This window comes from Ferruginibacter sp., assembly GCF_049840995.1.
Lineage (GTDB): Bacteria > Bacteroidota > Bacteroidia > Chitinophagales > Chitinophagaceae > Ferruginibacter.
The window spans coordinates 386,428-405,360 of record NZ_JASGIP010000008.1; the positions used below are offsets into that span (position 1 = coordinate 386,428).

At 43.9% G+C, this 18,933-nt stretch carries 18 protein-coding genes and 1 pseudogene; 1 reads left to right on the forward strand and 18 read right to left on the reverse strand.

Annotated elements, in window-relative coordinates; translation table 11 throughout:
- Nucleotides 1-33: 33 nt before the first annotated feature.
- The 9 genes from bla to pepE all read right to left on the reverse strand — a co-directional run bounded on the left by bla (nt 34) and on the right by pepE (nt 9,654).
- Nucleotides 34-906 carry a subclass B3 metallo-beta-lactamase gene (bla, locus tag QM738_RS22655; RefSeq protein WP_462279385.1) on the reverse strand — a complete coding sequence of 291 codons (873 nt, stop codon included), beginning with the start codon at nt 904-906 and terminating at the stop codon, nt 34-36.
- A 127-nt stretch (nt 907-1,033) separates the two neighbouring features.
- On the reverse strand, nt 1,034-3,811 hold the full coding sequence (locus QM738_RS22660; RefSeq protein WP_462279046.1) for a T9SS type A sorting domain-containing protein: 2,778 nt from the start codon (nt 3,809-3,811) through the stop codon (nt 1,034-1,036).
- Between the two features lie 96 nt (nt 3,812-3,907).
- A complete protein-coding gene (locus QM738_RS22665) occupies nt 3,908-4,444 on the reverse strand; it encodes a phage tail protein (protein ID WP_462279047.1) in 537 nt (178 codons plus the stop codon).
- Nucleotides 4,445-4,470: 26 nt separating this feature from the next.
- Nucleotides 4,471-4,992, reverse strand: a complete 522-nt coding sequence (locus QM738_RS22670; protein WP_462279048.1) for a phage tail protein — start codon at nt 4,990-4,992, stop codon at nt 4,471-4,473.
- Nucleotides 4,993-5,019: 27 nt separating this feature from the next.
- Complete coding sequence (locus QM738_RS22675) at nt 5,020-5,541, reverse strand: phage tail protein (RefSeq protein ID WP_462279049.1); 522 nt, start codon at nt 5,539-5,541, stop codon at nt 5,020-5,022.
- A gap of 198 nt (nt 5,542-5,739) precedes the next feature.
- Nucleotides 5,740-6,678, reverse strand: a complete 939-nt coding sequence (locus tag QM738_RS22680; protein ID WP_462279050.1) for a methionyl-tRNA formyltransferase — start codon at nt 6,676-6,678, stop codon at nt 5,740-5,742.
- Nucleotides 6,678-7,790, reverse strand: a complete 1,113-nt coding sequence (locus QM738_RS22685) for an ABC transporter substrate-binding protein (protein WP_462279051.1) — start codon at nt 7,788-7,790, stop codon at nt 6,678-6,680. The genes QM738_RS22680 and QM738_RS22685 overlap by 1 nt, the downstream gene beginning before the upstream one ends.
- A 174-nt stretch (nt 7,791-7,964) precedes the next feature.
- The gene (locus tag QM738_RS22690; RefSeq protein WP_462279052.1) at nt 7,965-8,777 is read right to left on the reverse strand and encodes a class I SAM-dependent methyltransferase; all 813 of its coding nucleotides are present in this window, start codon (nt 8,775-8,777) and stop codon (nt 7,965-7,967) included.
- 166 nt (nt 8,778-8,943) lie between these two features.
- The gene (gene pepE / locus QM738_RS22695; protein ID WP_462279053.1) at nt 8,944-9,654 is read right to left on the reverse strand and encodes a dipeptidase PepE; all 711 of its coding nucleotides are present in this window, start codon (nt 9,652-9,654) and stop codon (nt 8,944-8,946) included.
- Nucleotides 9,655-10,144: 490 nt separating this feature from the next.
- On the opposite strand from pepE, the gene QM738_RS22700 reads away from it, so the two are divergent.
- Nucleotides 10,145-10,696 (forward strand): hypothetical protein, encoded by a 552-nt coding sequence (locus QM738_RS22700; protein WP_462279054.1) that lies wholly within the window; start codon nt 10,145-10,147, stop codon nt 10,694-10,696.
- Between the two features lie 55 nt (nt 10,697-10,751).
- Here QM738_RS22700 and QM738_RS22705 read toward each other — a convergent pair whose 3' ends face one another.
- From QM738_RS22705 to QM738_RS22745, 9 genes and pseudogenes are all read right to left on the reverse strand, one after another.
- Nucleotides 10,752-11,396, reverse strand: a complete 645-nt coding sequence (locus tag QM738_RS22705; protein WP_462279055.1) for a hypothetical protein — start codon at nt 11,394-11,396, stop codon at nt 10,752-10,754.
- A 621-nt stretch (nt 11,397-12,017) separates the two neighbouring features.
- Entirely contained in the window at nt 12,018-12,422 is a 405-nt protein-coding gene (locus tag QM738_RS22710; RefSeq protein ID WP_462279056.1) for a hypothetical protein, read from the reverse strand.
- A 232-nt stretch (nt 12,423-12,654) separates the two neighbouring features.
- A complete protein-coding gene (locus tag QM738_RS22715) occupies nt 12,655-13,260 on the reverse strand; it encodes a tetratricopeptide repeat protein (protein WP_462279057.1) in 606 nt (201 codons plus the stop codon).
- 47 nt (nt 13,261-13,307) lie between these two features.
- A complete protein-coding gene (locus tag QM738_RS22720; RefSeq protein WP_462279058.1) occupies nt 13,308-13,610 on the reverse strand; it encodes a hypothetical protein in 303 nt (100 codons plus the stop codon).
- A gap of 168 nt (nt 13,611-13,778) precedes the next feature.
- Nucleotides 13,779-14,150, reverse strand: coding sequence for an energy transducer TonB (locus QM738_RS22725; protein ID WP_462279059.1), 372 nt, complete (start codon nt 14,148-14,150; stop codon nt 13,779-13,781).
- Nucleotides 14,151-14,221: 71 nt separating this feature from the next.
- Entirely contained in the window at nt 14,222-14,584 is a 363-nt protein-coding gene (locus QM738_RS22730; RefSeq protein ID WP_462279060.1) for a VOC family protein, read from the reverse strand.
- A gap of 660 nt (nt 14,585-15,244) precedes the next feature.
- Nucleotides 15,245-16,660, reverse strand: a complete 1,416-nt coding sequence (locus tag QM738_RS22735; RefSeq protein WP_462279061.1) for a tetratricopeptide repeat protein — start codon at nt 16,658-16,660, stop codon at nt 15,245-15,247.
- 145 nt (nt 16,661-16,805) lie between these two features.
- Nucleotides 16,806-17,079, reverse strand: a pseudogene (locus QM738_RS22740) (DUF4242 domain-containing protein).
- A 1,068-nt stretch (nt 17,080-18,147) separates the two neighbouring features.
- Nucleotides 18,148-18,768 carry a hypothetical protein gene (locus tag QM738_RS22745; protein WP_462279062.1) on the reverse strand — a complete coding sequence of 207 codons (621 nt, stop codon included), beginning with the start codon at nt 18,766-18,768 and terminating at the stop codon, nt 18,148-18,150.
- Nucleotides 18,769-18,933: the final 165 nt, after the last annotated feature.

The following is an 18,933-nucleotide window of genomic DNA, read 5'->3' on the forward strand; positions in this document are numbered from 1 at the left end:
GCCGGTTTTTTTATTGGGTAATACTATGAATCATTATTTGCGCATCTTTTCATCATAATCTTCCTGCAGATCTTTTAGTAATGCGTCATAACCAGCCTGGTCAAAGAATGCGGCAGGGTTGTATACATCGCCGGGTTTATGTTTATCGTGCAGTTTGAACTGGCTGGCGTGGGATGCCACCCATATATCGAAATGGATATTTTTCATCCCGTTTAAAGTATAGGCATAATCCGCAGCTATTTTCGGGTAGGCCGGTATGTTAGTAAAGGAACTGTCGGTAACAATGGTGGGCATGTTGGCGATCAGTACGCGGTAGCTGCGTTGGTCATCTTTTACGGTTAATAAAAAACTGCAGGAACCTTTGGTGTGACCGGGATGGTGCAACACCTGCAATTTTGTTTTACCCAATTTTACAATATCGCTGTCGTGCAGTAAACGGTCCGGCATTACGGGTTCAAAGCTGCTGCCATGGCCGCCCAATGCATAATCGGAACTGCCGCCATCTTTAACCACATCCGCTTCTGCGGCATCCACCATCAGTTTAGCATTGGTTTGTTTTCTTATAGCTGCCATGGCACCCATGTGATCGAAATGGGCCTGCGTGGTGAGCAATATCCTGATCTTCTTATACTTGAATCCCAGTGTTTCAATATTCTTTTTGATCAACTCTTCCGATCCCGCCAGGCCGGTATTGATGAGTATATTGCCCCTGCGGGTGGTAATAAAATAAGCCGCCAGGTCGCGGGTGCCCACATAATACAGGTTGCCCGCAATGCGGAACGGCGGATAAGGCGTTTCCCATTCCTTATTGGTAATGGTGGGTTGTTTTACTGTTTGTGCAGCAGTTGTAAGAACTGTTACTGATAATATTGCAGCAAGTATTGCTGACCTTGATCGTTGATACATAATTAAAGCGTGACTTTCTGCATCAAAGATACCTGCCTTTTTAAATGCAAAGTGCAGCAATAAAAAATTCCCGGCAGCATCGCTATAAACGGCCACCGGGAATGGTTTTTATGATAAGGCCGACTGGTTATTCTATTAATACCTTCCGGGTCTCTACCGAAGCGCCGGTATAGATGCGGAGCATATACATACCTTTTGCAATGGTGGCCGGTAATTGAATACGGTAGCTGCCACTGATATTTTGCTGTACCTGCCATACCTGCTGGCCGGCCAGTGTGCTCAGCTCTATTTTTTCGGCGGCAACATGCTGCAGGTATAGTTTAATGTCCTCCCCTGCTTTTACAGGATTGGGATATATAGTGATCTCCTGCACATCGGTGCCCGCTTTTACAAACACGATATCGCTGTATGTTACTTTACCGTTTCTATCGGCCATCTGTAAACGATAATACCATTTACCAAATGTTATAGAAGCATCGGTATAACTGAATTGTTTTTTTATGGCATCCCCCTGTTGCGTATTGATGGTGGTAAAGCTGCTGCCATTGCTGCTGCGCTGCAGTTCGTAACTGATGCCATCTTCTGCCTGTGCAATGGTCCAGTCTATTTTAGCAGCATTATTATCATATTGTGCTCCAAAAGATATCAATTTAACAGGTAACGGGAAGATGAGGGTCTGTACAAAAAATCCACCAAAACCGGTTACATCCACCGATATTTCCCACCTGCTGAAAGAAGCATTCCATACAATATTTGCATCCGGCGGGTTAATGATGGTGACAGCCCCGCTGTAAGAAGTGGGTAATCCTCCGCCACTGGTAGTACCGGAATATTCTGCTACCCGTACATTGGCTATACCCGCAGCATCGCCTGGCCCTGTTGGCAGGTTGAGTATGCTGTTGATATGCGCATTAAAGTTGTCGAATTCCGTTTGCGAAAAATATAGTGTAACCGTACCCGTTGCAGTGGTGGGGTTGGTGACAGGATTTACCTGGTAATGCCGCTGTACAAAGGGACGTCCTAAAACAGTGGGTACAGCTACCTCTACCCATAACTGGCTGGTAACGCTGCCTGTAACTTGCGGACCTGCACCGGAAGGCACTACTTTGCACAGCGCCGCACAGGATGCAGCATAGTATATATTATTGCCCACCCCTACATTTTGTGTAACGGTATTGTTGGCCGATAATGTGGGTGTGGTGGCGGTTAATAAAACACCGGCACTGGTTGCACTGCCGCAGCCGCTTCCATTGGTTGCCAGCAACCGGTAATATTTTCCGTTCACAGTAGTATTATCAGAAATGGTGAGTGCACTGCCGGTGGCACCGCTGTAAATACCTGTATTGCTTAATGTGGTGGGTGATGAAAAACCTGCATTCGCACTTTCCTGCCAGGTGATACCTGTTTGATTGCTTACTGTTGCAGAAAATGTAACTGACAGCCCTGCGCAACTGGTGCTGGCGGAAGGACCGCCACTGATAGAAGGCGCAACACCAATTGTTGCCAGGGTTTGTGCTGTTGCATCTCCGCCAGGCACATTGTCTACCACTGCATTGGCACTTCCTGCACCCGGTGTTGCACCGGCAGTATAAGTTGCCGTTGCTGTACCTGCTGCCTGTATGGTGGTTTGCGCACCAGAGATAGTACCGAGTACAGCGCTGAAACTTACGGAAAGACCGGTAAGTGCACTAAGGTTTGCTGCAGAAATAGCTTCTGAAGCAGAGTTGGTAAGAAAACTTGCTGTGATGGTTGACCCGGTACCAGAACAGGATGTACCTGATAAACCGCTCAATTTTAATTGCAGTGATTTTGTAAGCGTGATGGCGCCACCGCTGGCAACTGCATAGTCAGCATTGGATACCGGGGCTGAATTTACACCCCACCAGTTATTATCGGCAATAATATTTTCAAAATTTACCGTACCACCTCCACTTTGAAAAAGAGTATTGCCATTATTTGCTGCAGCAGCTGTATTGCCGATAAAACGGCAATAGCTGATAGTGGATATACCAAAAGCATTCGAGATGGCACCACCTCCTATACCTGCTGAGCTATTAGTGGTTTGGTTGTTGATAAAAGTACATTTGGTAATAGTAAAAGTGCCGTTTGTTCCAACACCGCTGGTGGCAATAGCACCACCACTGGCGCCGGTGCCTGCCCCTATTGTTGCTGTTTTATTACCTGTAAAAGTGCAACCGGTAATAGTGCCGCTGGAAGTGGTGGTAAAATAGATAGCGCCGCCACCAGCACCGCAGGTATTATTAGAAAAATCACAATTAGTTACAGTAAGTGAATTAGCAGTACTGGGAGAAGTGCAGGCCAATGCACCGCCATTACCGGTCTGTATATTAAAATTAGTGATCGCTACATTGGTCAATGTTGTTACTGCTCCTGTCCACCCGGCAACAATTGCTCCTCCGCCGCCGCTAACGGTTCCTGCCGGGCCGCTGTAATTAAGTTTAAGATCATTGAGGGAAAAAGTTACGGCATTGATACCGGTACTGAATATCCTCGCTGCAGTAGTTTGATTGATGGTAAGTACATTTTTACCAGGGCCATTCACGGTAATATTATTACCCACCGAAGCATTCCCTACCGTCATTGACCCGAGTGTAAGATTTATTGTTGTAATGGAGCCGGGTATGGTAATGATATGTGTACCGGCTATTTGCGTGGAGGCTTCCATTGCAGAACGCAATGTGATCTGGCTACTGGCGTCTAAAGCGGAACTGGTGGGGGTAACTGCATGTGTATCCCCATTGGAAGTTACTGTAAAATTCTGCGCTGTAAGCATAACAGCACAAATCATGAAAATGGAGAAAAGCAGCGCCTGCTGTTTGTATCGCCCCAAAAGAAAGGTCGTTTTTTTGAAGCGCAGTAATTGGCATTGAAAAGACTTGATCATTGTTGTGTTATTTTCGTATATACAAAACAGTTATGCTGCAAGGGGAAGGGTAAAATTTGCGGTGGTTATCTGCATAACCACCGCATTGTAAAAATATTATGGCCTGGAAGGGAAAACGCCCTGTAAGGCAATGCAATAATTCACCACCAGGTAAGGCGACATATTATTGTGTGGCAACGGGTTGATCGCTCCGGCCATTCCCATTTCGTTTCCGCTCATCTGAACAGTGGTACCTGTTGTGGCATCGCTGTACATAACTGCAGCACGATCGGCGCCAGAAGACCCGAGTATATTATTTGCGGGCGAAGGATCACCTCCTGCATCGGTAAAACAATTAACATTATGATTGTGTATTGCAAGGTCACTTTGCACCAGGGTCACTGTTTCAGTTCCCAATGTTTCCCCGATATCATACGCTGCAAAACCGGGCGCCTGGCCCTGGCCTAATGCAGCTTGTCCCTGCAGGTTGGGTAATGCAAAGGTGGTTTTTCCATCGCCACCATAATAGGTCCCAATGAGGGAGAACAACGCCGTGTTTGTTCTGATAGCAAGTAATTGACCATTGCACAGCGCCCAATCCTTGGGTGCGAAGCTGCATCCAAACATCCTTATTTCAGCTACAAATTGATCCATAAAATAGTTTTAATAATTTAAGTGTATTAGTTTCTTGACGGGAATATGCCCTGCAGGCAAATGCAAAAATTCAGGGCCAGGTATGGCTGAATATTCGGGTGTCCCTGGCTGTTACCTGCATTGGCTATCATATTGGCTGCCATTGGTGTACTGGTTTGACCGGCACTGTATAAAGCCGCGGTTCCACCAGCTGCAAGCAGGTTGCCGTTGGGAGCAGGTTGATCTGCATTGTTAGTACTGGCTAACATTGTATGGCTATGGGCCGGCATCTCTGTCATTAACAGTGTATGATTCTCTTCTCCTGCCATCTGCCCAAGCGTATAATTAGCTCCGCTGGGCGCATTGCCAGAACTTATCGGCGTTCGGCCACGCAGGTCGGGCAGGTTAAAAGTGGTGGTACCATTACCGCCGAATGTGGTGCCCAGTAATGAGAACAAAGCCTGGTTCTGGGCGATGGACATTTGCTGCCCGTTGCATTGTGCCCAGTAACGAGGGGCAAATGGAAATGCAAAAATCTGTATCTCTGACATGTAACTATCAACTGCCATGGTAAAATGATTTTAATGGTTAATGATTTAGCTCTGTGTTGGATAAACTCCATCCGTTGCAATAATATAATTCAGCGTTAACGAAGGCATGATGTTGGCATGCGGCGCTCCTCCCGGGGAAGAAGTGACAGCATTGGATTTCATCACGCTGTTGGCGCTGGTGCCGGCAGCGTATTCCTGCAGTGTATCCTGTTTGGCAAGAAAATTATTGGCAGGATTGGTTTGATCTGCCACATTGGTATTACTGGTAAACGAATGCGTGTGCTGGGGCAAATGCGCCGGCAGCAATGATACTGATGGCGAACCTGCCATCTGCCCAAGCATGTAAGGCGAAAGGCCATTGCCCTGTCCCTGGTTCACCGGTATCCTTCCGCGGAGATCGGGTAAGGCAAAAGTGGATTGACCGTCGCCGCCATAAGTGGTACCAATAAGGTTGTACAAAACATCGTATTGGGATATCTGCAATAAAGAGCCATCGCAGGTGAGCCATCCCACCGGGGCAAACGTGCCGCCAAACAAAATGATGTTACCTATAAAAGGTGTCTGCATAAATGAGGGTTTTATAAATGAAAAATAAATTGACGATTTTATAGCAATGCAATAATGACCTCTTGTTAAATGATCTCATTGTGCTGAAATATTTACAGTTAGCAAATTGGTCTTGAGCCTTTATTGATAAGGCGCGATAAAACTATAGATTTTAAAAACAGGAAAGCAGCGTAGTAATACGGGTATAACGGCAGGATTTTATACGTAAATAGTGCAAAATTGTGCACCGGTTTGTACGCCAAAAGAAAGTAAACGGGCAGGAGTTAAAAAACCTTCGTTGCAGTAAATTAATTTGATTATTACGAAACCCTTTACTGCAGCCACTTTCATGCCATCGGCATTTATGGAGCAGATGGTGCCGGGCTGCAGCTCCGTATTTTCCGCAACTTCGCAGGTTGCTTCCATCAGGCGTATTATCTTTTCGTTAATACCGGTAACTGCGCCTTTGTTCCAGGGGTTGCAGGCATTGATAAGTGCAGTGATGGAGGATGCATCCATGGTTTGCCAGTTGATGGTTACATCAGCAGCATTTTGTTTGGGATAAAAAATGGCTTTGCTGTTATCCTGTTGCTTTAATGGCACCTGCACACCAAAGGCCATGATCTTTAATAAAGTGCTGAGTGATTGTACAGCCAGTTCGCCCAGTTTTTCCGCCGCCATGCCGTAGGTATCAGTAATGGATACACGCATTTTATCGGTAATGACTACCGGGCCGGTATCAAAGCCTTCATCCAGTTGATGAATGCTGATAGTGGCATAGGGTTCTTTATGGACCAATTGGCGAAAGATGGGATCGGGACCACGGTATGCAGGCAATGCACCGGGATGAATATTGTAAAATCCTTTGGGCACCAATGCATATACTGATGCCGGTATTTTATAAGAGCAAGTAAAAACAAACCCCGCTGCAGGCTGGTAATGCAGTATGGCCTGTTGCACCGTATCGGCAAAATCTTTAGCAGTTACCAGCACAATGGGAATATCGCTGTCCTTCAGCAGTTGCTGCACTTCCTGCACAAATACATTGCGGCGGCGGGGCATTACTAATATTGCCAGCTGGTTGCTCAATGCCAGGTAGCGCAACACGGGTAATGCAATGCGGTTGCCACAGATAAATATGTATTTGTTTTCGTTCATTAATAACAGAGATAAGTATTCGTCCAGCCGGTAACAGCGCCTTCGGTGGGCAGGGCCGTAAACTGCTGCCATTCTTTTTCAATATCATTGCTCCATTCTATTTGTGGCGCTGCGTCGGGCTGCAAAGTATATTTTGCCACAGGCGCTACATAAAACTGTGTGGCAGCATCCAGCTGTAATGCGCCTCTCGGGCTTTGCAATGAAGCGCTTTTTAAATAAGCCACCGCCGCTTCGCCATTGGCGGCATTGCCAAACTCTTTTAGTTGCTGCAATACCAGCGCTGTTTCCCACCCCAGTAGGGAGAATATACTTACCGGCCTGCTGCAGGCTTTGGTAAGATCAGTTGCTTCGTCTTTATACCAGGGCATATAACCCTGTACTGTACACGATGTTTGTGTACCGATCGCCTCCAGCGCTTTTTGTTCCAGCATCATGGGCGATACAAACAGCTGCAATGGCCTGCTGTACTGATCCAGTAATTTATAAAACAGGGAACCGGGCAATGTATCTGCCACGCACAATAAATTGTTGCAATCCGGTTGTTTATTTAAAAAATCCAGCAGCGCACTAATCTCAAAGCTGTTGTCGTATTGTTGCTGCCGGTTGATATAATTGTATTCGATACTGCCGCCTTTTTCCATAAAATTATTTACAAAGGCTGCCGACTGCAGGTAACCACAATCGTAAAATGTAGAGGCCAGCGCAGCTTTGCCATTGCCGGCTGTTGCTGCCAGTGCGCCGGTAAGACGGCATAAGAATGCGTGCTGCAGGTTCAAATGCACTACTGTGGGTTGCGCCAGCCAGTTAACAGGGTAATTGGCGCCGGGATTCACTACCAGTATGATCTTACCGGTTGCCATTGCCAGTGGATGCAATACCTGCAATATTTTTTCATCGATATAAGCCACCAGCACATCCACATCATCACTGATGAGCAGCTTCTCTGCCTTGAGGTACACTTCTTTTTCAACACCTCCCAATCCTATGCCTTCTTTTAAAACGGTGATATCATTTATTTGCTGTTGCTGCAGCAAACTGTTCCATCCATCCATAAAATCAAGGCCAATGCCGGGGTATACATTCGACTGGGGAAAAAGCAATCCAACTTTCATGTGAGCGGGCTAGTTAGGTTAAGATTTAAAAAAGTAAATGTAAAGGTTTAAATGTAAAAGCCAAACAGTAGAAATACGGAACCTGCAATAAATACTTTTATATGCCAACTGCAAATATTTTATTGTAATAAAAAAGCCGCTTGTAAAAGCGACTCTCTATCATTGTTTCAACAATTATTTTGTAACAGTCACCCTTAAAAAAGTGGCAGTAATATGCGTACTGTTACTGTCACCACTTTTGTTCTGGCTGTTGAACAGGTCTTCCAGTTCCTGTTGCAACTGAGCAGCTTTGCCATTTTTTTCTGCTGCTTCAAATGCATTCATGGTAGGTCCGTAAAATGTTCTGAACCTTGCCAGGAATTCTGCCGGGGAAAATGGCGGGTTGAAAGTAAAATTGTCTTTTACGCAGGAGATATTTTCTTTTTTGATACCGGCCTGTTCAAAACGTTCCACCACGTGTTCGGGTATACCCCACAACATCGGGCTTACAAATCCTTCGGGCGGTGGTGGTGTGTAAGCCGAACTTATTCTTAATGTTTGCGCCACCAGTGTAGGGTCGCCGGGTATCCAGTTGCCCATCACAATTTTTCCGCCGGGTTTGGTTACCCTTACTATTTCTTTTGCCACATCAAAAGGTTTGGGGGCAAACATGGCACCGAAGATAGATACCACCATATCAAAACTATCGTCTTTAAGATCGGTGAGTGCCGTGGCATCACCTTCCTGGAAGCTGCAATTGGTCAGGCCTTCTTCCGCCACCCTTTTATTACCTGCCGCAACAAGATTACTGGCTATATCCACGCCCAATACAGTGTGGGCCAATTTTGCTTCGGGTATGGCCGTGGTGCCGTCGCCGCAACCAAGGTCCAATACGTTCATGTTTTGGGTGATGCCGAATGTGTCGACAAGCGCTACACCGCTCTGGCGCATGTGACGTGAAAGCTGGGTAAAGTCTCCTTTTTCCCAGAGTGCTTTGTTTGGATTCATAACTAACTTTTTTTGATGATCAATTTTATACAAAATTATCCCGCTGCTGAAAAAACGTTTGTGCTGTACAGTCCAATTATCTTACCCAGCAGCCCAAATATTGGAAAAAAGTTTTTATAAATACGGAGATCGTGTTGGTGGGATTTCTATTGATAAATGTACTGCTTTACAACAAATCATCCAATAGTTCCCCGGGTTCTAGAGCAGTTTTAACCAAAGCTTTATTTTGATACCTGAGTATAAATGCGGTGGCGCTGCCTGTCAATTGCAGGCTGCCATTCTCAAACAACAGCGCTGTGCCTTCGGGCAAAGCCACAATGGGTACCGATGGATTGAGCAACAGGAATTCTTCCAGCCGCTGGTCTCTTGTTTCGCCATTAAAGCCGGGCACCACAACATTATAATAATGCGGGTTGATCTGGAAAGAAAAAAATTGCAGCGCATCAAAACTACCGGGGTTGATGATGGGCATATCATTGGTGGTGCAGATGGTGGCGCCGGTAATATTGGAGCCGGCGCTCCAGCCTATATACGGTGTACCATCTTTTACTTTTTGCTGTACCAGTTGCAATGCGCCGGTTTTATACAGGTCGTGCAGTAATTTAAAAGTATTGCCCCCTCCCACCATTACCACGCCTGATGCTGCAATAGCTGTTGTGGCATTTTCGTGTGTTACTGTAACGATCTCGTAATCCGGTAATGCTGCTCTTACCTTTTGCGTGTATGCTTCATAGTTACCATCTGCTGCTGCAAAGGGGATGAATGCAATGGTGCCGGGGTTGTTACCCAAAAATGTGCTTATTACCGGTACGGCTGTTTGCAGGTAACCGCTGTTACCGGTGCGGGAGCTGCTGAATGCGAGGATGCGTGGGGGCATGGTACTATATAGTTTTTGCGGCAAAGATAAAAGATAGCGTTTAAAAGAAGGTGGTGGATGCATTGCCTGCGGCAAAGTATTATTTCATACAAAGACGCATAAGAACCTACAATTTAGGGTTGACCACATAGGCACATAGGGAACATAGAAAAACAAGAGGATGGTATCGCCTGAGGCGATATGTGCATGCTGACAAAGATGCATGAGAGTTCACAACTTAGGGCTTAACCACATAGGCACATAGGGAACATAGAAAGAGAAGAAGATCGTAACGCCTGAGGCGATATGCGTTTGCTCACAAAGACACAAAGGCATAAAGGGCTGCGTCCCGTAGGGACGACTGGTGGGTAGCCCCGGATGGGGCGGTGTGTTTTTCCGTTCCGAAGGAACGGTTGGTATTTGGCATAGCGGGATTGTTTTTTGTTGGTAATGCCCTGGCAAAAAATGTGTACCTTTTGTTTTGTTTAATAACCAATCCCGATAACATTGTATGCAGAAATATCTTCTCCTTTTTTTATTTACCGCTACTTTTCTTTTTGCCTGTGACCAAAAAGCCGATACAGCAAAAGCCAATCAATTTGCTACGCAGATACATGATGCCACTACAGGCAGCAACAAAGCTATTCAACAGGCTTTTATTGATAAAATGACCGAAACGCTGAAAGCAGTAAAACAGGATAACGCTATAAAAGTGGACACCCGCACACTCAGGCAATCATTGAATGATGCGATACAGGCCAATCATAAAAGCTTTGTTGCATTGAACGGTCTTACAGAAATTGACAACAGCATTCAGCTAAAAGAAAAAGCCATTGCAGAAAACAGGCTGTTCCTTTCGTTGTATGAGCACGAATTTATTACTATTATTGATGCGCTTGAAAGTGATGCGCCCGGTAAAATGGCTACACTGGATAAATGTATCTCTGCCTTTTCAAGCCGGGAGAAAGAGATCAGGGCCACGCAACGTACGGCGCAGGAAGCTGCTGCCGATTTTGAGCAAAAGTATAATATAGGCAATCTTCCCGGTGAGGATAAAAAATAACTGTTGCTGAAATAGACAGTGAGTACCGATTACCCGGAAGAAGTTGTAACTAATATCATTCCTCTTCCAATTGCTCTACTTTGGCATCAAACACCACTCCGAATTGGGGTTGTATTTTTAATAGCGTATGCTCTTTTCCCAGCTCGTAAACCGGTTGGAACTTTATATGCATCTTTCCTTTAAGCGTGCTGCCATTTTTATATACAGGCTCTTGCGTGAATGTTATTGAAAGCGAATCAGAATTGATCATCACTTCTTTTTGCAGATCTTCGTGGCGGGAGGTTAAGGAATATATTTTTTCTGAACCTGTCAAAAGCAGTTGTGCATTACATTGATCATTATGAATGGTGAGCCTGACGAAGAAGCCGCTTTCGTAAAACAATCCCCCTACTAAAACGATGGTATCTTTACTTAAATAACATTTTGTCATAGCGCTACTATATTCCTTTATGCTGTCGCTGATATTGCCTTTTAAAATATAGGCCAGGTCCAAGCCATTATTATCAAATTGTTCAGCATCAAAAGTATTTTCGAGGTAAAAATTAAAACGGGTCATATCAGTATCTTTCATTGCATTGTTTGCTTTAAAAATACTGTCAATAGTTTGTGCTGCTGCACTATCTACAGTATAGTTTTGCTTTTTAGATGCACAGGCTGTAAGGCAAATTGCTATTACGGGTATGATGAGTTTTTTTATCAATTATAATGGTTTGAGTGATTGAGCTGCTACTGCTTAAAATATACTAGGAGTTAAATTTATGTCTAAAATTTGATTCAATTGCCAACGGAAATATTTTGTTTGATACAAAGAAGCATAAGAATTTACAACTTAGGGTTGACCACATAGGCACATAGGGAACATAGAAAAACGAGCGGATGGTATCGCACTAGGCGATATGCGTTTGCTCACAAAGATGCATAAGAGTTCACAACTTAGGGCTTAACCACATAGGCACATAGGGAACATAGAAAGAGAAGGAGATCGTAACGCCTGTGGCGATATGCGTTTGCTCACAAAGACACGAAGGCATAAAGGGCCGCGTCCTGGAGGGACGATTGGTGGGTAGCCCCGGATGGGGCGGTGTGTTTTTCGTTCCGGAGGAACGGTTGGTGTTTAATGATTCGAGATTCGCTATAAGTAATTTGCAACAGTCTTTTTACCGAAGTATGTTCTTTTTTGCTTCTCCAAAAAAGAACCAAAAAAAGAGCCCGGCAAAGGATTACATCCCCTTTGCCGGACAGTTCCCTGATGAGGCTTTAGTGCTACTGTAAATTCAGCTTTAGTTCCTTGATAAATAAATTAAAGTGCCTCCTGTCTTCCTTACTGCCTGTTGATAGTAAATGTGCCACCACCTTTATTACTGGTGCCTGCTCCCCATGTACCGGAAATGGTATTGGACTTGCCATCGTATTTGCCGATCATGGAAAAGGTGGAACCTGCATTGGTATAAGTGTAAGTGGACCTTATGCTGTCATTGGAAAGGGTCCATGTTCCGGTACCCATATCCGGTAGTATGGCATCATTTGATTTTACCACCATTGTACCGCCGGTATTGAACTGGAAGGCATAATAAAATGTTTGTGGCGCACCACCTGATCCGTACTTACCTACCCAGTTACCTTCTGCCGGTGTAGCAGTGGGCGCTGCAGGGGTGTCGGATTTTTTACAAGAAAAGAATGCGGAGAACGCAGCAATTGCTGCAACGAATACAAATTGTTTTTTCATGACTTTATTTTGTTTGAGACGCAAAACTAAAGGCAGGAAAAACGCTTACAATTGCGATACTATTAAAAGGTTATTGCTAATTATCTTTCGGAAAATAGTTTGCAGATACAGTAGCACGATGATAAAGTGGAGAAAATAATAGTTATTAGCTGTAGTAAGAATAAATATATACCGCGGTTTCTCTGAAAGAATCTTTTGAACAAGCCACCAGCATCAATAAAGTCGATGAGTTTTACTTACAGATTTCCTTGATCGCTTTTTCCGCATCGGGGTCGCCCAGTTCATTAGCGGCCTTAAGACAAGTGCAGGCGCTGTCTTTGTTTCCGGCTTTTGAAAACGCTAATCCTTTTTTAAAATAGGCCCTGGCATCTTTATTATCAACAGAAAGTACAATATTGTAGGATCGTATAGCTGCTTCAAATTGATTTAACTGGCTCAAGGCTTCAGCTTTGTTAAAATAAGCAATTGCCGGATAGTCTGTACCTTTTTCAATTACACTATTAAAGTCGGATAATGCTTTCTCATAGTCTTTTGTAATAAGATAAATCGTTCCCCTGTCATTATACCCCACGCATGAATCCGGCCTTAAGTCAATAACCTTATTGGCTCTTTTCAATGCTTTGTCGGTATACCCCATATTAAGGGCGCAATAGTAAGACCCTCTTAAAGCATCAAGGTTATTATCGTCCGCAAATAAAGCATCGTCAAATTCCAGGTCTGCATTAAAATAATCTCCTTCCGACATCAGCTTTGTGCCTGCTGCAACATGGTCTTTGTTAATGCTTACCTGGCAGGATATGAAGCAGGTCAAAACAATTAGTGTAATAAGTGTTTTCATTGTATGGGTTCAATTTGTATCGTACAGCGTTCAATAGGGTTGTAACGTTAATCGTGTATCTTTTTAAACCTGCCCTTCCATGATGTACCGTTTACAGTGGAAGTATAATAAACGATCTTGCCGTCCACTTTTGTGATATCCACCCTCATTTTATCGCCCGGACCATAAGGGAAATCAGGAATGGTGATCTTTGTCATGGTCATAATGTACGTACAATCATCTACCCATTCCACTGTTGATTCAATATAATAAGGCGTTTTTTCACTTTTCTCAATTTGGTGATTGCCATCCATCTCCACATAAGCCGTTTTATCCTCCGCATCCAGGTACAGAAATTTTCCTTTCTTCAAAATGGAACATTTGCTTTTGTCGGTGTCTTGACAATAGGATTGCTGTGATAAAAGCAGCAGGGCTGCAAAAAATAGTTTCCTGAAATTCATAATAGGGTTTATTTAAAGTTGTACCGAAGTTAAGTAAAAATCAATCATCATAAATTTACAACTTCTGGAAACGGAATATTACTGTTTGTGAGCAGTGTCACTTACAACCTGCTGCTTGCTGCTTCGGGGAAGAAAGTTTCTGGACCGCTTGATTGCATTCATCACTTCCTGGCACATACCAAAGCCGGGATCTTTATCACAAGCAATATCTGAAATACTGCCGTCTTTCGATACCACAAACCGGACGGAAACAATGTATTTTCCTTCTTTGGCGCCATTGTCATACCGCATCGAACGACTGATCCTTTCCTCAACAGATCGTACCCAGGCTGAATCTGCTTCCTGGTATGCTGATCTCAGTTCCACTTTTGCGTAGATACTTTTTGCATCTTTTGTGATCTGTGCAACTAACTGGCCCTTGCTTTTGAACACCAACAAAAAGCATAGCATGGTTAATTGAAACACTTTTACTGTTGTGCTAGTATAATATTTCGCCCTGTTTATTGTATTGCTGTTGCTCATCATTGCGTGTGCATCATTAAATTAATGGTGATACCATTGGGGTCTTTCACCCAAAAGCGTCTTACAGATCCCCAGGGTTCATTGGTTAATGGATAAGTGATCTCATAGCCTGCTGCTGTTGCCTTTTCGAACAGACTATCTACGTCTGCTACTTCCATTGTTATGGTGATATGATCATTGGATGCAAACTCTTTATCGGATTGTACAATATTGATCTGTGCCGTGGGGTTTGATGGCGATGCAAATGTTACCACCCAGTGCATGTCCATCACTATGTTTAAGCCTAAAAAGTTTACAAAGAAGACTTTGCTTTCGTCCATTTTATTGGAGGATATGTTGGGGATAATACGCCTGATGTCCATGTTGGCATTTTTAGTTTGTTGGTATCAATTTATTGCATTTACAACATTCCGCTCTCAGGAAAGATAATTGCTTTTGAATAATAAAGCAATAAAAGCTACTCATAACATTGCCTTTGATCTTTTATTTGCTGAAAAGTGAATCCTCAAATTATTTGTTGATTCTTTCAAAACAGTTGCCTTCACCTCCTCCGCCGGTGGGGCGGCGTGGATGCATTTGGTGCTGCTTTTGGGTTAACCACAAAGACACGAAGGCACGAAAACACCAGGAAATAAAAGCTGTTACTGTCCAGGATCCAAAGCTAAAGCTACATCAGTACTAAAGCCAAAGTTTCGCATCATAAATCAGGGAACAAATGCTGAAGCCACAGTAGTACAAAAGCCAAATCAGGGAACCCGCCGTCGAAGGGGATGTAATCCTTCGACGGGCTCCTTTTTTGGTTCTTTTTTGGAGAAGCAAAAAAGAACAATGCTTCAATAAGAAGACTGTAACAATAAAATATTAAAGCAGGAACAAGCATAGCAGAATACGCCGTTTGCTAAAAGCAAGACGGCGGCGAAGAGGTGAGCGAAGCGCAAGACGGCGGCGGAGATGATAGCGAAATGTATACGCCGTTGGCTGCACTTCGGCTACGCTCAGTGCTGAGGCGGCGAAGGAATACTTTAATTATCCCCCTCTTTCTTTTCTAATTTTTCAATTGTCTTTTTCGCTGCAGCAAGCCGTATCGCTTTATTCTTCTCCACCATTTTTTCTTTGATGATATGCTCAAAGCGGTGGTGCAAGGGAATCAGCAACGCTGCAAGTATTACCAGCGCCAGCAACATCAATACGGGAGATTCGTGTGTGATATGTGCCAGCCAGGGATGGATGAGCAGGTTGATAAATTCAAATACCACCAATAAACCTAGAATAGTAAAGAACGAGATCCATTTTTCATTTACAATAATGGTGCGGCTGAGTAATAAAAAGAGGATCACAAAAATGATGATGCCCAGCGTGATCAATGCGTACTGGATATTCTGTTTGCGCTGCAATGCTTCTTCGGCCTTTTTCGCATCGGCTTCCATACTGCGGAGCTGTTCATTGAACTGCATCGCCTGTATCTTATTAATATTATTCTGGTTGAAAATAGAATCATTCAACGCATCTTTCATTGTTGCATAATAATAGGCGCTGTCCGTTTTGTGCAGCGAATCGAATGCCTGGCGCAAAAATCCTGCAGCAGCAAGTTTAATATTATTGTTATTATCCCTGCGGCCTAATCGCATCAACTGGTTTGCCTGGTCGTAAGCCCCTGTTATATCGCCGCTGTTGAATAAAAAAGGAATGTAGATCTCGTAAAAACTCAGCCGGCCGGCGCTGCTCTCTATCGATGGTGTTGTGGCCAGCGCTTTTTTAAAATATACCGCGGCCATTTCCTTATCCCCCATTTGTTCGTATACCTGCCCGCTTAAATACTGCGCCCCGTACTGAAAAGAAAGGCTGTGCAATTGAGTGCTGGTGGCTGATAACTGCTGCGTATAATACAGCGCAGAATCATTTTGCTTGGAAAGCACATAATACTGCGACATGCCCCGCTGGTATTGCATCAACATGAACAAATGCATGGACGACGAAGGCTCCGGCAGATTTTCATTGCCCTTGCGTAAATTATTCACCGCTTCTTCTTTATTCTGCAGGGTAAAATACACGAGTGAAATATCAAAATACAGGGAGCTGATGCGCCGCTTGTCTTTTGCTTTTACAGCCAGCGGCAACCCTTTAAAATAATATTCCAATGCGGCTGTGTTATCGCCTTTGGTAAATGCAAAGTAAGACCCGATCCAGTTGTAACTGATGGCAAGCAATGAATCATTGTGCAGTTTTTGTGCAATAGAAAGAAATTGTATGGCAGTGGCTTCATCGGCCTCGCCCCCACCCAACACAAAATTGATCTCGGATATTTTTACCAGGATACTGAAACTATCCAGCGGATCTTTTGTTGCAGCCAGTTGTGATTGTAAACTGTCCACCGTATTTTTTTGAGCAAAAACAGCGCTGCTTTGCAGCAACAATACCATGAAAACTATTTTTCTCATACCAGGGTTTAATTGAATTGAATTTATTTGCCGGGGGCGTAATGGTTGTTGATATATAAAGATAGCCACTCAAAAGAAAGCCTCTTTTGAAACTTATGTAAGCAACAGATGACATCATCTATTATGCCTGCCAGCTAAGCTGCATTTACTCTGCAGTAGTGGGGTCAATAATGGTGGCTATTTCACTTACCACATTTGCAGGAAACCCGCCTTGCCGGGCATGCTCCAGCACCATCTCTTTATTGGGTGCAATGTAAACGCAATAGAATCTTATCGTCTGTAACATAACTCTGCATCCATTGAATGGATGACCCCAGCTTTTGCAGCACCCCGCAGGAGGTTTGAGAGATCGCTTTTAACTGTTCCGGTGTGAGTTTACCTGCTCCCGGAATTTCTCTTTCGATTACATACTTAGGCATGGCAATTCTTTTAAGGTTTAAATAATAATGAGACAGCGGCCGGTTTGATCAGTTGATCGCAGGTTGGGATTTGGCCATTCAAGTTACAGTATTTGTTGCATACAACGAAGGGAATGTTATTTCCCTTTACACACTACGTGTGCAATTAGCCACGAAGGCACGAAGACACCAGGAAATAAAAATTTCTCCTGCACAGGCTTCAATGTTGAAGTAACTGTAGCACTAAAGTCAAAGTTTCGCATCTTAGATCAGGGAACAAATGCACAGTTTACAGTAGTACAAAAGCTCAATCAGGGAACCCGCCGTCGAAGGGGATGTAATCCTTCGACGGGCTCCTTTTTTGGTTCTTTTTTGGAGAAGCAAAAAAGAACAATGCCTCAATGAGAAGACTGTAACAATAAAAAACAAAAGCAGGCATAAGCAAAGTAGCATACGCCGTTTGCTGAAAGCAAGACGGCGGCGAAAACAGTGGCAACGTTTTGCTATTCTCTTAAAAGGTATGCCGCGGTTATAAACCGCTAGAATTAGTAGACACAAGTCGCTCCCGCCAAAGGCGGGAAAGACTTGCGCCAGTAGCGCATGGTAAGGGAGTTGGCAGGGAGTTGGCCCGGCATAGCCCTGCCCCGCAGTACCGCCATGACAAGGTTATAGTCCCATTAGGGTCCCGCAAGTGTCCCGTAAATGTCCTGTGAGTGTACTGTGAAAGACCCGGGGAGGGCCTATTTACTTTTGCTGCCCTGCAAACAGTTTTTCCAGCCGGGCCATCATATCGTCTTTTTCTTTCAGCATGCGTTCGTACAAGGCGATGTTTTCTTCGTGGAGCTGGAATTGTTAGAAAGTAAATTTAGAGTTTTTTGAGATTAGAAAGAGAGACAAAAAATTGAGGAAAGGGTACAAGATTTTGGGGGATGGAGGAATGGTCAGGTCTTATATTCTTTCAAGTGTGTGCCGCGGTTGCTCCTTCGGCTACGCTCAGGATCGCTGGAATTAGTAGACACAAATCGCTCTCGCCTAAGGCCAGAAAGACTTGCGCCTGCGAGTTACAATTAGGCAATAACAAACTCTATCTTAGTGGTTGCTTTTTATTATTTGATTATTTTTCAAGGCTTCTTTTCCTGCAGCAAATGTAATTAAAGTATCTGGATGGAACGTAGTGTTTAATTCATCTTTATTAAATTCTTGCGTAGTTAGCCTTCGTTCATAAAAGAAGTTATAAGAGTTTAAAAATTGCGAGAAAGTCGAAACTGACCCTTCACCGGTTATTTCCCATTTACCACTATTTTCAATAACAGCATTCCCAAGTAAAATTTTTTTATGCGCATCAATTAATGTATCACGGGCCCACGTAACATAAAAACCAGTTATAAAATTTTCATAACCATGATAAGGCACCCTACGTGCATCTAATTTCAATGTATCAATGCAGCTCGTTGTCGGAGTTATAGAATCGTAAAAGTTAGTGAAGGTAATTGCATACCAAATGCCCCCCTCACTCTTATTGAAGGCTAAAATAGTTCCAATAAAATTATAACCAGCTGCATCTGAAAATACTAAACAGTCCCCCAATTTGGCGTGTAATTCAGAATCAGCAATAGGTTCAGACTTTTGCCATTCAGAGCTTATGTCGGAATTGCAGCTAAAAATTCCTTGTAAAATAAAAAAGAAAAAGAGTAAGCGTATTGTGTACATACAAGGCAATATTAACAGTATTTTTGGAAAGAAGGCCGCGGTTTCTCCTATAACTACGCTTGGGATTTCTGGTATTAAGAGACACGGTCGTCCTGCTAAAGCGGGAGAACTTGCGCCAGAAGAGAAGGGCAACCTTACGGCAAACCTTTTGTTGTACGCATTTGA